The sequence below is a fragment of the Pseudomonas sp. ACN5 genome, from assembly GCF_002303975.1.
Classification (GTDB): Bacteria; Pseudomonadota; Gammaproteobacteria; order Pseudomonadales; family Pseudomonadaceae; genus Aquipseudomonas; species Aquipseudomonas laurylsulfatiphila.
This window is the reverse complement of the sequence record NZ_MRCP01000017.1, coordinates 20,896-36,225: the sequence shown is the minus strand read 5'-3', so window position 1 is coordinate 36,225 and position 15,330 is coordinate 20,896. Positions and strand designations below refer to the sequence as shown.

Here is a 15,330-nt window from a genome sequence, read left to right as displayed (position 1 = left end):
CGACACCTGCGGGCTTGAAAAAGCCCGCAATAGCCTTCATCTTGTGTTGCAAGCCTATCGGATTTGGATCGAACGAATGACTGACACCCGCAACGGCGAGGACAACGGCAAGCTGCTCTATTGCTCCTTCTGTGGCAAAAGCCAGCATGAAGTACGCAAATTGATTGCCGGCCCCTCGGTCTTTATCTGCGACGAGTGCGTCGACCTGTGCAATGACATCATCCGCGAGGAGGTGCAGGAAGCACAGGCCGAAAGCAGCGCGCATAAATTGCCTTCGCCTAAAGAAATCAGCGGCATCCTTGATCAGTATGTGATTGGTCAGGAGCGTGCGAAAAAGGTTCTGGCCGTAGCGGTGTACAACCACTACAAGCGCCTGAATCAGCGTGACAAAAAGAATGACGACGTCGAACTCGGCAAGAGCAACATCCTGCTGATCGGCCCGACAGGCTCGGGTAAGACCCTGCTTGCCGAAACCCTGGCCCGCTTGCTGAACGTTCCGTTCACCATCGCCGACGCAACCACCCTCACCGAGGCGGGTTACGTGGGTGAAGATGTCGAGAACATCATTCAGAAGCTGCTGCAGAAATGTGATTACGACGTGGAAAAAGCCCAGATGGGTATTGTCTACATCGATGAAATCGACAAGATTTCGCGCAAATCCGACAACCCGTCGATCACCCGGGACGTTTCCGGTGAAGGCGTGCAGCAGGCCCTGCTCAAGTTGATCGAAGGCACGGTCGCTTCCGTTCCGCCTCAAGGTGGTCGCAAGCATCCACAGCAGGAATTCCTTCAGGTCGACACCCGTAACATCCTGTTCATCTGCGGCGGTGCGTTCTCCGGTCTGGAAAAGGTTATTCAAAACCGTTCCACCAAGGGCGGTATCGGTTTCAACGCGGAAGTGCGCAGCAAGGAAGAAGGCAAGAAAGTCGGTGAGTCCCTGCGTGAAGTCGAGCCTGACGATCTGGTCAAGTTCGGTCTGATCCCGGAATTCGTCGGTCGTCTGCCGGTACTCGCGACGCTGGACGAGCTGGACGAGGCTGCGTTGATGCAGATCCTCACCGAGCCGAAAAATGCTCTGACCAAGCAGTATGCCAAGTTGTTCGAGATGGAAGGCGTTGATCTGGAATTCCGTTCCGACGCTCTGAAATCGGTCGCCAAACGTGCCCTGGAGCGTAAAACCGGTGCCCGTGGCCTGCGTTCGATTCTCGAAGGTGTATTGCTCGACACTATGTATGAAATCCCCTCGCAATCCGAGGTGAGCAAGGTAGTGATCGATGAAAGCGTGATAGAAGGCAAGTCCAAGCCACTGTATATCTATGAAAACAGTGAGCCGACCGCCAAGGCCGCGCCAGACGCTTAAGCGTCACGCAGCTTGAACAAAGAAGGGGCCTTCGGGCCCCTTTTCTTTTGTGGGAGCGTGGCTTGCCCGCGAAGACGGCCTTGCAATCGACTATTTTCTGAAGCTGCCACAGATTGCGGGCCGCAATCGGACAATCTTTTAAGTGGTACTTTTTATCCGCTTGTTTTTTTCCAAACTAGCCCCCATCTTGGTTTCAAGCTTACTTCCATCTGTTTACGGCCTTACGGCCGCCGTAGAGGCGAAATCATGAAGACCACCATCGAATTGCCTCTCCTGCCATTGCGTGATGTCGTGGTTTATCCGCACATGGTTATCCCGCTGTTCGTGGGGCGCGAGAAATCCATCGAAGCCCTCGAGGCTGCGATGACGGGTGACAAGCAGATTCTTCTGCTGGCCCAGAGAAACCCGGCTGACGACGATCCCGGTGAAGAGGCTCTGTACCGCGTTGGTACGATTGCCACCGTTCTGCAGCTGCTGAAGCTGCCTGACGGCACGGTCAAGGTCCTGGTCGAAGGTGAGCAGCGGGGCGCCGTTGAGCGCTTCAGCGAAGTGGACGGCCACTGCCGTGCTGAAGTCTCCCTGATCGACGAAGTTGATGCACCAGAGCGCGAGTCGGAAGTGTTCGTTCGCAGCCTGCTGTCCCAGTTCGAGCAATACGTGCAGTTGGGCAAGAAAGTCCCGGCTGAAGTCCTCTCGTCGCTCAACAGCATCGATGAGCCAGGCCGCCTGGTGGACACCATGGCTGCGCACATGGCCCTGAAGATCGAGCAGAAGCAGGAAATCCTCGAAATCATCGATCTGTCGGCCCGGGTCGAGCACGTTCTGGCGTTGCTCGATGCCGAGATCGATCTGCTGCAAGTCGAAAAACGCATTCGCGGCCGCGTCAAGAAGCAAATGGAGCGCAGTCAGCGCGAGTACTACCTGAACGAGCAGATGAAGGCCATTCAGAAAGAGCTCGGTGACAGCGACGAAGGTCATAACGAAGTCGAAGAGCTGAAAAAGCGTATCGACGCCGCCGGCCTGCCGAAAGACGCGCTGGCCAAGGCGACGGCCGAACTGAACAAGCTCAAGCAGATGTCACCGATGTCCGCGGAAGCAACCGTGGTGCGTTCGTACATCGACTGGCTGGTTCAGGTGCCGTGGAAGGCCCAGAGCAAGGTGCGCCTGGATCTGGCGCGTGCCGAAGACATTCTGGATGCCGACCACTATGGCCTCGAAGAAGTCAAGGAGCGCATCCTCGAATACCTCGCCGTGCAAAAACGCGTGAAGAAGATTCGTGGTCCGGTGCTGTGCCTGGTCGGTCCTCCCGGGGTGGGTAAAACGTCCCTGGCGGAGTCGATTGCTCATGCCACCAACCGCAAGTTCGTGCGCATGGCCCTCGGTGGCGTGCGTGACGAGGCGGAAATTCGTGGGCATCGCCGTACTTACATCGGTTCGATGCCAGGAAGATTGATTCAAAAGATGACAAAAGTGGGCGTGCGCAACCCGCTGTTCCTGCTCGATGAAATCGACAAAATGGGCAGCGACATGCGCGGCGATCCGGCATCGGCGTTGCTGGAAGTGCTCGATCCCGAGCAGAACCACAACTTCAATGATCACTATCTGGAAGTCGATTACGACCTGTCCGATGTGATGTTCCTGTGCACCTCCAACTCGATGAACATTCCGCCGGCGCTGCTGGACCGGATGGAAGTGATCCGTCTGCCGGGCTACACCGAAGACGAGAAGATCAACATCGCCGTGAAGTACCTTTCGCCGAAGCAGATCACTGCCAACGGATTGAAAAAAGGCGAGCTGGAATTCGACGCCGAAGCGATTCGCGACATCATCCGCTACTACACCCGTGAAGCCGGTGTGCGTGGCCTTGAGCGGCAGATTGCCAAGGTTTGCCGCAAGGCCGTCAAGGAGCATGCGCTGGAAAAACGCTTCTCGGTGAAGGTCACCGCAGACATGCTGGAGCACTTCCTGGGCGTGCGTAAATTCCGTTATGGCCTGGCCGAGCAGCAGGATCAGATCGGCCAGGTGACCGGGCTGGCGTGGACTCAGGTGGGTGGCGAACTGCTGACCATCGAAGCCGCTGTGGTACCGGGCAAGGGCCAGTTGATCAAGACCGGTTCCCTGGGTGATGTGATGGTCGAGTCGATCACGGCCGCGTTGACCGTTGTTCGCAGTCGGGCGAAGAGCCTGGGCATTCCCCTGGACTTCCATGAGAAGCGCGACACGCATATCCATATGCCTGAAGGGGCAACCCCGAAAGACGGTCCTAGCGCTGGCGTGGGCATGTGTACGGCCCTGGTTTCGGCATTGACCGGCATTCCGGTACGCGCGGATGTCGCCATGACCGGCGAAATCACTTTGCGTGGCCAGGTGCTGGCCATTGGCGGCTTGAAAGAAAAACTGCTGGCTGCCCATCGTGGCGGGATCAAGACCGTGATCATTCCTGAAGAGAATGTGCGCGATCTCAAAGAGATTCCGGACAATATCAAGCAGGATCTACAGATTAAACCGGTTAAATGGATTGACGAGGTCCTGCAAATTGCGTTGCAATACGCGCCGGAGCCCTTGCCGGACGTGGCTCCGGAGATAGTCGCGAAGGATGAGAAACGCGACGCGGATTCTAAGGAAAGAATTAGCACGCATTAGTACGTATTTGCCTGGGGGGCTTCCTTGACAGTTTTTTAGAGCCCTTGTTATAAAGCGGCTCTTAAGTGTCTGTAGGCCATTCAGCACTCGTTTTTGCTTTCACCAAAAAAACTTAGAATCATACTCAAATAGATATAAGGGGACTTAGAGTGAACAAGTCGGAACTGATTGATGCTATCGCTGCATCCGCTGATATCCCGAAAGCTGCTGCTGGCCGTGCGCTGGACGCTGTAATCGAATCCGTCACTGGCGCTCTCAAGGCTGGCGACTCTGTTGTTCTGGTAGGTTTCGGTACTTTCTCCGTAACCGATCGTCCAGCTCGCATTGGTCGTAACCCACAGACCGGTAAGACGCTGGAAATCGCAGCAGCCAAAAAACCAGGTTTCAAAGCCGGTAAAGCACTGAAAGAAGCTGTCAACTAAGTTCGCTTCAGGTTTTTACCCATCCGGGTCGGGGTCATGCCTGACTTGGCAGCGGAGCGGCAGTCCTGACTGCAGGTCGCCGGTTCAAGACACCAAGGGTCGCCAGTTCGAGCCTTTGATCCGCTCCGCCAGTTACGAGAAGGCGCATCCTCGGATGCGCCTTTCTTCTATCCGGATTCTACCCACGCTCCACGGTTGCCTAATTTTGAAGTTCAACCGTTTCTGGGGGACGCATGCTGCAGAATATCAGGGACAATTCACAAGGCTGGATTGCCAAGACTATTATCGGGGTCATCGTTGCACTGATGGCCTTGACCGGTTTCGACGCCATTTTTCAGGCCACGACGAGCAAGAATGAAGCGGCGAAGGTCAATGGTGAAGAAATCAGCCAGAACGAGCTGAGCCAGGCGGTCGATATGCAACGCCGCCAGCTCATGCAACAGCTGGGCAAGGATTTCGATGCTTCCTTGCTGGATGAAAAAATGTTGCGCGAATCGGCTCTCAAGGGCCTGATCGATCGCAAGCTGCTGTTGCAAGGCGCAGAACAATCGAAGTTTGCCTTTTCCGAAGCGGCACTTGATCAGGTCATCCTGCAAACACCGGAATTTCAGGTTGATGGCAAGTTCAGCTCCGAGCGTTTCGACCAGGTGATTCGCCAGCTCGGCTATAGCCGCATGCAATTCCGCCAGATGCTGGCTCAGGAAATGCTGATTGGCCAGCTGCGTGCCGGTCTGGCCGGTAGCGGCTTCGTGACCGATGCGCAGGTGCTGGCATTTGCCCGTCTGGAAAAACAGACCCGCGATTTCGCTTCGCTGAACATCAAGGCTGACCCGTCGGCTGTGAAGCTGACCGACGAAGAGGTCAAGGCCTATTACGACGAGCACGCCAAGGAATTCATGACGCCGGATCAGGTGGTCATCGATTACCTCGAGTTGAAGAAGGCTTCCTTCTTCGACCAGGTCAGCGTCAGCGACGAAGACCTGCAAGCGGCCTATCAGAAAGAAATCGCGAACCTGTCCGAGCAACGCCGGGCTGCGCACATTCTGATTGAAGTGAACGACAAGACCACCGAGGCGCAAGCCAAGGCGAAGATCGAAGAGATCCAGGCCCGTCTGGCCAAGGGTGAGCAGTTCGAGGTGCTGGCCAAGGAGTTCTCCCAGGATCCGGGTTCGGCGAACAACGGCGGTGACCTGGGTTATGCCGGTCCTGGCGTCTACGACCCGGCGTTCGAAAAAGCCTTGTATTCGTTGGCCAAGGACCAGGTTTCGACGCCGGTTCGCACCGACTTCGGTTTCCACCTGATCAAGCTGTTGGGTGTGGAAGCGCCTGAAGTGCCAACTTTCGCCAGCCTGAAAGACAAGCTGACCCGCGCGCTGAAAACCCAGCAGGTCGAGCAGCGTTTCGTTGAGGCGAGCAAGCAGCTGGAAGACGCCTCGTTCGAAGCGTCCGATCTGGCTCAGCCGGCGCAGGACCTGAAACTGACCGTGCAGACGACCAAGCCGTTCGGCCGCGAAGGCGGAGAGGGTGTTGCAGCCAACCGCGCCGTGATCACTGCCGCGTTCAGCCCGGAAGTCCTGGATGAGGGTGCAAACAGCACCGCCATCGAGCTCGATCCGGAAACCGTGATCGTGTTGCGTGCCAAGGAGCACCTGAAGCCTTCGCAGCTGCCGCTGGAAAGTGTTTCTGCTGCGATCCGGGTACAGTTGGCCAAGGAGCACGCCAGCGCCGATGCCAAGACCAAGGCTGAAGCCTTGATTGCCAGCCTGCGCGATGGCAAGACCCCGCTGGATCAGGCAGTCGACGGCCAGGCCTGGAAAGTCACCGAAGCGGCGACTCGCGCTCAGGAAGGGGTCGACCCTGCTGTGCTGCAAGCGCTGTTCCGCATGGCGAAGCCTGTGGCCAAGGACAAGCCGACCTTCACGAGCGTGACGCTGGCGGATGGTAGCCTGATGATCGTGCGCCTCAATGGCGTGAACGAAGCAGCGGCACCGACCGAAGAAGAGAAAGCGCAGTATCGTCGCTACCTCGCTTCGCGCATCGGCCAGCAAGACTTTGCGGCGTATCGCAAGCAGCTGGAAAGCCAGGCAGACATCAAGAAATACTGATGCCTTTGCAGGTTTAGCGCTACACAGAAGACCCCGGCCGAAACGCCGGGGTCTTTTTGTTGTGCCGTACGTCATTTGCCGCGGTGACTTTTGTGCAAAACCGGGGTCAATCAGCCTGTAACCGTTTTAAGACACAATCGATACTCCGCTAAGCATCGATCTGTTGCACAATATGCCCCGAACCGTTTTCCTCAGGATGTTCAATGTTTAAATCATTTCCCATGCGGATTGTCGGCGTGGTTGCCGTGCTGGCCGTTGCAGCCGGTTGTTCATCGAACAAGGCTGCCATCTACGAGCATGAGAACTTCGACGATTCCGGCACCTTTTCCCGAAACTATCCGGTCACCGATATCCAGACCTGTGAAGCCGCCCGCCGCGCCTTGCTCAGCCAGGGTTACATCATCACCAGCAACGATCCGAAGCTGGTCAGCGGACACAAGAGCTTCCAGCAGACCGGCGAGAACCACATGGAGATCAGCTTCAATGTGGTGTGTGCCGATGACGGTAGTGAAGGGCACCACGCGACCGTGTTCGCCAATGCCCTGCAGGATCGTTATGCGCTGAAGAAAACCAACAACTCCGCCAGTCTTGGTGTGGGAGTGCTGGGCTCGGTGTCGATGCCGATCGGTTCTTCTGACGACTCGATGGTCAAGGTCGCCAGCGAAACCGTCTCGTCTGCCAAGTTCTACGAGCGTTTCTTTGCACTGGTCGAACTGTTCCTGCCGCCAGAAGCGAAAAAGGCTGCACACATCCCCGAAAAACCGAAAACAGATCTGGGGATGCCTGAAGCCAAGGCAGTACCGGCTCCCCTGGCGCCTGCAGCGACCACTGCACCGACCGCAGAGCCAACCCCGGTGATCTCGGCGCCGGCTCCAGTGGAACCCGCTCCAGCGGCCTCTGAGCCGGTCATGCCGCCGCCTGAAGCGACACCGATTACCCCGGTGCAGAGCATGGATCCGGCACCGTCGGTAGAAACCATCACGCCACCGACAAATCCGACAGACATGCCGCCGCCGAGCGAGGCAATTCCGGCGATGCCTGTCACCGGCCAGTGATTGTTCGCGTTACGGGATCGGCCAACGAGTCACGATCCCGTAGCGAGCGCATGGATTGATCCGCGTCAAGCAAGGCCGCTGTCCTGCGGCCTCCCGCGAAAAAAACCAATGATAAATTCCTGACCAGCTGCTACGTTTTATTCAGTAGCGACGGAGTGTCGTGTCCGCGTCATTTTTCTTTCATGCGGACACCTTATGCTCAAGGCATTGGTCATTTGTTCTGACGTTTTTCAATACGGGTTGGGGGGATTCAAAGATGGACGATTATCAAGAAGAACTGCTCGAGTACCAGGCTTTCGAACTGGACCCGCTGGAGCCCGCAGAAGACGCCACCGAGCTTTAAGGTCCCAACTTGTCGCTTGCAGCTAAAGGCTTCAGGCTGTTTTTCTATGACTGCGGCGAAACTCGCCGGGTGTCTGCCCGTTCCAGCGTTTGAATGCGCGTTGAAACGCTTCGGCTGAGGCAAAGCCCAGCAGATAGGCGATTTCCCCGAACGCCAGTTCGGTGTCGCGTATGTAGGTCATGGCCAGATCGCGACGGGTTTCATTGAGGATTGCGCGAAATTGCGTGCCTTCCTCGGCAAGTTTGCGGCGCAGGGTCCAGGTGGGCAGCTTCAGGCGTGCCGCCACTTCTTCCAGGTCGGGTTCCCGGCCACCATTGAGCAAGGGGCCCAGCAGCGCGATGATGCGTTCTCGCAGGCTGCGGGTGCGTGTCAGTTGTTCCAGCTCCTGCTCACACAGTTGCAGCAAATGCCGCCAGGTGCTCGGGCAATGCTCGGGGTTGCGCTGGGCGAGGCTTGCCAGGTTCAAGCGCAGTTGATTGCGTTCGCTGCCAAACTGGATCGGACAGTCACCCAGGACGTCATAGGCCGTGCGGTAACCGGGTTCGTCGAATTCGATCTCGATACGTTCGGCGCGCAGCGGGATGGGGCTGACACTGGATAATTGCTGCAACCAGCCCGCAATGATCGAATCCACCACGAAGCGGTTGTAGGCGTTGTAGGGGCTGATCGAATAGAAGCGCAGCCAGGCACCCTGGGCGTCTTCGTGGAAGCTTGATTGGCCGCGATAATTGGAACCATACAAGGCTTCGAAGCGGATCAGGCAGCGTGCGGCTTCACGTACTGTGGGTGCCTGGGCAGCGGTGACCCCTGCGAGGCCGATCTGGCTCAGGCGACTGAGTTGACCCATGCGCAAGCCAAGGGCCGGGTTGTCGGTGAGTTGAATGGCGCCGTGGCCCAGGCGCATGTAGCGCGGTATTGACAGGCGGGCACCGGCCTCGCTCAGTCGCGCTGCATCGAGGCCGTATTGATCGAGCAGTGGCTGCGGATCGACGCCATGGCTGCGCACGGCATCGGCCAGGCTATGAACAAAGCCCACCGACAGATCGCCGAGGCGCATCGGCTGTGGTTTCATGGCTTACAACCAGAGGTTCAGCAAACGCGCACCCTGGGCGTTGCCGTCGGCAAACTGCTGGCCGTTGCGACTGAGGAAACTGTGCCCGGCGCTGCCCTGATCCCAGAACTGACCCCGCAGGAACACACTCATGCCAGCGACAGCCTGGCTGGCCGGTACCCGGGTCGTGAGGGTCAGACGCTGCCAGGCCTGGCCTTCGCTGACTTCTCCGGGCTTGAGGTTGACCGACGCCGGCTCCGATGCCCCCCTGTAGCCACGCCACGGCTGCTCCCAGGTGCCGCGGCCGGGAACAAAGGCCGGTACCGCAACCAGCTGTACGCTCTGGTCGTTGAGCTTGAGGTAGTTTTCCGGGTACCAGCTGTCGTGGCCGATCAATACGCCCAGCTTTCCTGCGGGGGTATCAACGACGTTGAGCGAGTGGTCGGCGTTCGCCTTGATCCCGTTCTGTTCTGCGAAGAACGGGTGCATCTGGCGCTGGGGCTGGCCGATCGGCAGGCCATCGTTGTTGAACACCACGCTGCTGTTGTACAGCGCGCCGCGACCGATTTTCAAGGTGCCGTCGATGATGCTCGGTTCGGGCAGCACGATGGAGCCGGCGACCAGCGTCACGTGGAATTCCCTGGCCAATCCTCCGAACAACGCCTGGTAGTCTCTGGCCATCGCCTTGGCTTTCATGCGCAGGTGGGCATCGTCCAGGCGGTTGCCACCCTCGGCGCTGATCAGCGCTCTGGCGAACTTGAGGGGATTGCTCACCGCCAGCCAGTTCATGGCCTCCTTGAGGGTGCTGGCCTGATACAACTCATCTTTTTCGCCGCTGACCATCAGCCAGGTACCGACGTGTTCCGGCAACACGACGACGGTCTTGCCGTTCAACAAACCCTGGTCCCGGGCTGCTTGCAAATAGGCCGCGAGCTTGCGGTGCAAACGCTCGGGGCTTTGATAATCGGTAGGAAACAGTTCGGGCTGAATACCCAGCAGATTGCCACGATCGGCAGGCGTACCCTGGTCGACAGCCAGGTTGATCCGCAGGTCCGAAAGGTAGTGACCCACCGGCCGGTCCGCGGCCCACATCGCGTAGGTCGTGAGGGCGGCGAGCAACGCCATGGAGAATGTCAGGTACAAAAGTTTGCGCATGGGGACACAGTTTACAGCCTGGAGCCGGGCGTGGCTTTTCATTTGGAACCGGATTAAGCATAAAGGGAATCAAGGGCTTGGTGGGCAAATTTCACGCTGACGGTTTTATGCGGTCGGCGGCCTTTCTGCATCGAGATGCAGCAATGAATGACCGGGTTAAACGCGAGGGGAATTGAGGGGGAGGGGGGGCACCGGTCAGCCACCATTTTGCTCGACCGGCCGGCACGAGAACGTTAGTTGGTGACCAGCAGTTCCGGGCCGAGGTAGTCGTTGATCTGGTCGATATCGTCGTCGCCCAGGCTGCCCACCGAAGAAGCCAGGCGCAGACGCGACATCAAATAGCGCAACTTGGCATCGAACAGGTCGTGACGCGCAACGAAGAGCAGTTCTTCGGCATTGAGGACGTCCGAGTTGGTGCTGGTGCCGCCTTCCTTGAAGCCCTTGCGTGTCGATGCCAGTGAGCGTTCGTTGGACGCTACTGCCTTCTCCAGGGCGCGAATGCGTTTGGCGCCGCTGAGTATGCCTTGATACTCACGGGTGGTTCCGGTGATGACTTCCTGACGCGCGGCATCAAGCTCATTCAGGGCCTTGTCGCTATTGGCGCTGGCCTGGCGCGTCAGTGCGCTGACGCCGCCACCGCTGTACAGCGGGATATTGACTTCCAGCCCGATCGAGCCGTAGTGGTTGCGTTGGTTCAGCTCGGAGAGCGATTGGCTCTCACCCGCGGTGTAGCCGGCGATGAAATCCAGTGTTGGCCAGTGGCCGGCGCTGGCGCGCTTCACTTCTTCTGCGGCAAGGTCGCGGCTATAGCGGCGCGCATGGATCAGCGGGCTGTCGGTCTGGGCTTTGACCAGCCAGTCCTGCAGGTTGCTCGGCAGCAGCGGCGGTGTGTCGAAGCTCGGACGCAAGGTGGTCAGCGATTCGGGCGTTTCACCGATATATTCCTCAAGCTTGGCACGCGCGTTGACCAGATTGTCCTGCGCTTCGATCACTTCGGCTTCGGCGAGGTCGCGGCGGGCGGCCGACTCGTCGATGTCGGTGATGGTGCCGGCCCCCAACTCCATACGCCGTTTCGCCGAGGCGAGTTGCTCGTCGAATGCGTTCAGCTTGGACTTGGCCAGGGTGATGGTTTCGCTGGCCAGGAGCACGTCGAAATAGCTTTCGGCCAGGCGCACCGCGGCGTCCTGGCTCTTGGCATCGAATACCGCGTTGCTGTAGTCGGCACGCTGCTGACCCTGGCGGTACTCAGCCATCTTCTGTTTGTTGAACAACGGCTGGCGCAGGCGCACGTTGGCGCCCTTGGAGTCGTAGTGCAGATCCCTCTCGATGCCGCTCTGGCTTTGGGAGCCGTTGACCTTGTTGTTGTAGGCCGAGGCGTTGATCTGCGGCAGCAGGCCGGCCTTGCCGATGGCGCGGTTTTCGCCGCCGGCTTGTTTTTCATGCACGGCGGCCTGGTAGATAGGGCCCTGGTACTGCAACAGATCCCAGGCTTGCTTGAGGTCCATGGCGTCAGCCGGCAGGGCCAACCCCAACAAGCAGAAGAGCAGGCAATGACGTTCCATTTCATTGTTCCTTGAATGAGCTGTCCACGCGTTCGAGCATTGGTTTAAGAAGATAGCTCAACATGTTGCGTTCGCCGGTCTTGATGGTGACGGTGGCGGGCATGCCGGGGCGAATGTGATTGGTGCCGAGCAGGTTCATGCCGTCGGGCGTGACTTCCACCTGGGCCAGATAGAAGGGTTGTTTGCTTTCTTCGTCCATCAGGCGGTCGGCGGAGATGGTCAGCACGCGCCCCGGGATGTTTGGCGTCTGGGCATGGTTGAAGGCCGGGAAGGAAATGTCCACGGGCAAGTCGGGGACCATCTTGTCGATCGCTTGCACGGGAATCATCGCGTCGACTTGCAACGGTTCGTTGAGCGGAACGATTTCCATGATCTTGAAGCCGGGCTGAATGACCCCGCCGACGGTGGCAATGCTCAGGCCCTGGACCATGCCATCGATTGGCGAGCGAATCACCGTGTGGGTCACTTCATAGTCGAGTGCGCGCAAGCGGTCGGCCAGGGTGGTGTTTTCCTTGGCGGTTTCAGTCAACTGCGATTCGACTTCCTTGAGGTAATCGTGCTGGCGCTGGAGGATGCGCAGCTTGATTTCGGTGGTCTGGCTACGCACGCGGGCGATGTTGTTGAGGTTCTCGGCCTGGCCGGCAGCGAGGTCGGCGTTGCTGCGTTCCAGCTCGAGCAGGCGGTTGCGCGGCACATAGCCTTCAGCCGACAGCACGCGGGTGCCCTGCAGTTCCTGATTGAGGAAACCGATCTGCGAGGCGCGGGCGCTGTAGACCTGCTGCAAGCCCTTGAGCTGCACTGCCGACGCTGCCAGGTTCTCCTGCAGGATGCTGATTTCGCCAGCGAGTCCCGCGCGGCGGGTGTCCAGCAGGCGCTGCTGCAGGTCCATGGCGGCCTCCAGGCGGTAGTCACCCTTGAAGCGCTTGAGCAGCTCGGGATCGTAGGTCACTACATCGCGACCGTCCCGTTCCGCTTCCAGGCGGTTTTCCACGGTCTTGCTGACGATGTACTGGGCGCTGATCGCACCCTCTTCGGCAGCGGCCCGCAACGAGTCGAGGCGGACCACTTCCTGTCCTTTTTTCACCAAATCGCCTTCGCGAACGAGAATGGCCTCCACGGTACCGCCGGTGAGGTGCTGTACGGCTTTGCGATTGTTGGTGACTTTGACCGTGCCGGTCGCGACCACGCCGGCATCCAGTGGTGCCAGCCAGGACCACAGGAGGAAGCCGCCGAAACCGGCGAGCACCAGCCACACGCCCCATCGCGCGGGTCTGCCGACGTCCAGGTCTACCACGCTGCGGGGATCGGCAGGAATCATCTCGGTGTGTTGGCTCATTTGCATGATCGGTCACTCCCGTGCTTTGACGGAGGCCAGCGGGGTCGACGCGCCTGCCGGCATCACACTGGCCTTGCGCAGCGCTGCGAATACTTCATCGCGCGTGCCGAGCATCTGCACGCCGCCGTCACGCAGCATCAGCACCTTGTCGACGGCGCAGAGTACGTTGGGACGGTGGGAAATCAGGACGACGGTGGCGCCACGGCCCTTGAGTTCGGCCAGCGCATCGACCAGGGCCTTTTCGCCGACGTCATCGAGGTTGGCGTTCGGCTCATCCAGCACGATCAGATTGGGCTCGCCATACAGTGCGCGGGCCAAGGCAATGCGCTGCTTCTGGCCGCCGGAAAGCGGGCTGCCATCGGTGCCCAGGCGGGTGTCATAACCCTGCGGAAAACGCAGGATCATCTCGTGCACGCCGGTGCTCTTGGCGGCGCGGATGACCGCTTCACTGTCCACTTCGCCAAAACGCGCAATATTGTCGGCGATGTTGCCCTCGAACAGCTCCACGTCCTGTGGCAGATAACCGAGCCAGGGGCCGAGTTCGCCCTTGTTCCAGGTGAATATGTCCGCGCCGTCCAGGCGCACCTTGCCGGCCTGCGCCGGCCAGACCCCGACCAGCAGGCGGGCGAGGGTGGATTTGCCCGAGGCGGACGGGCCGATGATGCCAAGGCTTTCACCGGGGACCAGGCTGAAGCCCACGCCGCGCAGAATCGTGTTGTTGGTACCAGGGGCACCGGCATACACATTCTCCACTGCCAGCATGCCCTGCGGCCGCTGCAGCGACATGCTCGGTGGTCGGCGTGGATAGTCTTGCAGCATCTCGTTGAGCCGGCCCCAGGCCGAACGGCAGCCGAGCAGTTGCTTCCACGATGCGATGACCTGTTCCACCGGGCCCAGTGCACGGCCGGTGAGGATCGAGCAGGCAATCATCATCCCCGGGGTGATCTTGCCTTCGATCGCCAGCAGCGCGCCGGCACCGAGGATCAGTGACTGCAGCGTGATACGCACGAAGCGTCCGGTGCTGCTGATCAAGGCGGCGCGGTCGGAGGCCAGGGTCTGCATTTCCAGGATGCGCAAATGGCTATTGAACCAGCGCTTGCTGATCGACGGCAGCATGCCCATGGCCTCGATGACCTCGGCATTGCGCAGGTTGTTGTTGGCGTATTGGGCTGAGGACATGGCGGCCTGATTGGCTTCGGCCAGCGGCTTCTGCGTCGACTTTTCTGTGAGATAAGCCAGGCCTATCAGAATCAGGGAACCGATCAGCGTGATCAGTCCGAGTATCGGGTGGATCAGATAGGCGACCAACAGGTAGATCGGCGTCCACGGTGCATCGAAGAAGGCGAACAGGGAGTTGCCGGTGACGAACTGACGAACCTGGGAGAGGTCTTGCAGGGCCTGGGCCGGATTACCTCCGGCGCGGTTCAGGTTGCGTTCGAAGGCAGCGTTGAAAACGCGTCGGTTGAGGTCCATGTCGAGGCAGTTGCCGACCCGGATCAGCACCTTGGTGCGGACCATTTCCAGCGTGGACATCAACAGGAAAAGACCCACCACCAGCACCGTCAGCATCGTCAGCGTCGTAACGTTGCGACTGACCAGGGCTCGATCATAGACCTGCAGCATATAAATAGCTGGCGTCAACATCATGACGTTTATGACGCCGCTGAACGCTGCCAGCGAATAAAAGCTGCGCCGCAGGCGAAACAGCGCGTCGGCCAGTTCGGAACGGATGCTCGACTGCTTGGGCATGGTGATCCTCCCACTTCGAAAAGGCGGTTGCCCTTGGGGCGCAACAGCTAACAGTAAATGTAGTCCGTTAAACGACTTATGCACGCGCAGGCTGGTCGCTCTGTGAATGGCGAGTCTTCCGAAATCTCTGCGTTGCTCCTTATGCAGGAGCGTAGGTCGCGCTGAAACAGTTCGAAATAACGTTTCGCTCTATACCTGCACTCAACTTTCTATATGTCGTTTAAAAACAGCTAGTTGTGATGGCTAGAGCCGGTCGTCTGTTTTAATGACGGAGTATTGACAAAGATATGCTATGGAACTTTAGTCTTAGTTATCGGGGGGCCGCCCGCCTGAAGCTTGCCATCACTTTGGCAACGCAAGGCACGGTGAATCTCCTGAGAGGAAGCGAATCATGTCGATCATTTCGTTCTTTTTCAGACGGAAGGGGTTGTTCAGGACGTTCGCCTTCACTTCCAGATTCCATGGCCCGCCCATGGCTCGAATTCGCTGTGCCTGATCGCCCGGCGAGCAATTCATTTCGCGAATTCCAGGCGCGTATCCCGGGTCCCG

At 58.9% G+C, this 15,330-nt stretch carries 10 protein-coding genes; 5 read left to right on the top strand and 5 right to left on the bottom strand.

All coding sequences use genetic code 11. The annotated features are described in order from the left end of the window. Positions 1-76: 76 nt before the first annotated feature. The 5 genes from clpX (at position 77) to BSF40_RS25775 (ending at position 7,585) form a co-directional block, all read left to right on the top strand. Positions 77-1,360 carry an ATP-dependent Clp protease ATP-binding subunit ClpX gene (clpX, locus tag BSF40_RS25795; protein WP_007982210.1) on the top strand — a complete coding sequence of 428 codons (1,284 nt, stop codon included), beginning with the start codon at positions 77-79 and terminating at the stop codon, positions 1,358-1,360. Between the two features lie 246 nt (positions 1,361-1,606). Next, positions 1,607-4,003, top strand: a complete 2,397-nt coding sequence (gene lon / locus BSF40_RS25790; protein ID WP_015094303.1) for an endopeptidase La — start codon at positions 1,607-1,609, stop codon at positions 4,001-4,003. 149 nt (positions 4,004-4,152) lie between these two features. After that, positions 4,153-4,425 carry an HU family DNA-binding protein gene (locus BSF40_RS25785; RefSeq protein ID WP_002552737.1) on the top strand — a complete coding sequence of 91 codons (273 nt, stop codon included), beginning with the start codon at positions 4,153-4,155 and terminating at the stop codon, positions 4,423-4,425. A gap of 233 nt (positions 4,426-4,658) precedes the next feature. After that, the gene (locus tag BSF40_RS25780; RefSeq protein ID WP_095967384.1) at positions 4,659-6,530 is read left to right on the top strand and encodes a SurA N-terminal domain-containing protein; all 1,872 of its coding nucleotides are present in this window, start codon (positions 4,659-4,661) and stop codon (positions 6,528-6,530) included. Positions 6,531-6,733: 203 nt separating this feature from the next. Beyond that, the gene (locus BSF40_RS25775; protein WP_095967383.1) at positions 6,734-7,585 is read left to right on the top strand and encodes a DUF2242 domain-containing protein; all 852 of its coding nucleotides are present in this window, start codon (positions 6,734-6,736) and stop codon (positions 7,583-7,585) included. A gap of 374 nt (positions 7,586-7,959) precedes the next feature. Here BSF40_RS25775 and BSF40_RS25770 read toward each other — a convergent pair whose 3' ends face one another. The 5 genes from BSF40_RS25770 to BSF40_RS25750 all read right to left on the bottom strand — a co-directional run bounded on the left by BSF40_RS25770 (position 7,960) and on the right by BSF40_RS25750 (position 14,781). Beyond that, positions 7,960-9,000, bottom strand: coding sequence for an AraC family transcriptional regulator (locus BSF40_RS25770; RefSeq protein WP_095967382.1), 1,041 nt, complete (start codon positions 8,998-9,000; stop codon positions 7,960-7,962). Positions 9,001-9,003: 3 nt separating this feature from the next. Further along, the gene (locus tag BSF40_RS25765; RefSeq protein ID WP_095967381.1) at positions 9,004-10,134 is read right to left on the bottom strand and encodes a carbon-nitrogen hydrolase family protein; all 1,131 of its coding nucleotides are present in this window, start codon (positions 10,132-10,134) and stop codon (positions 9,004-9,006) included. A gap of 233 nt (positions 10,135-10,367) precedes the next feature. After that, positions 10,368-11,696, bottom strand: coding sequence for a TolC family outer membrane protein (locus BSF40_RS25760; RefSeq protein WP_095967380.1), 1,329 nt, complete (start codon positions 11,694-11,696; stop codon positions 10,368-10,370). 1 nt (position 11,697) lies between these two features. Then, the gene (locus BSF40_RS25755) at positions 11,698-13,038 is read right to left on the bottom strand and encodes an HlyD family type I secretion periplasmic adaptor subunit (protein ID WP_095967379.1); all 1,341 of its coding nucleotides are present in this window, start codon (positions 13,036-13,038) and stop codon (positions 11,698-11,700) included. 6 nt (positions 13,039-13,044) lie between these two features. Further along, positions 13,045-14,781 (bottom strand): type I secretion system permease/ATPase, encoded by a 1,737-nt coding sequence (locus BSF40_RS25750; RefSeq protein WP_095967378.1) that lies wholly within the window; start codon positions 14,779-14,781, stop codon positions 13,045-13,047. Positions 14,782-15,330 lie beyond the last annotated feature (549 nt).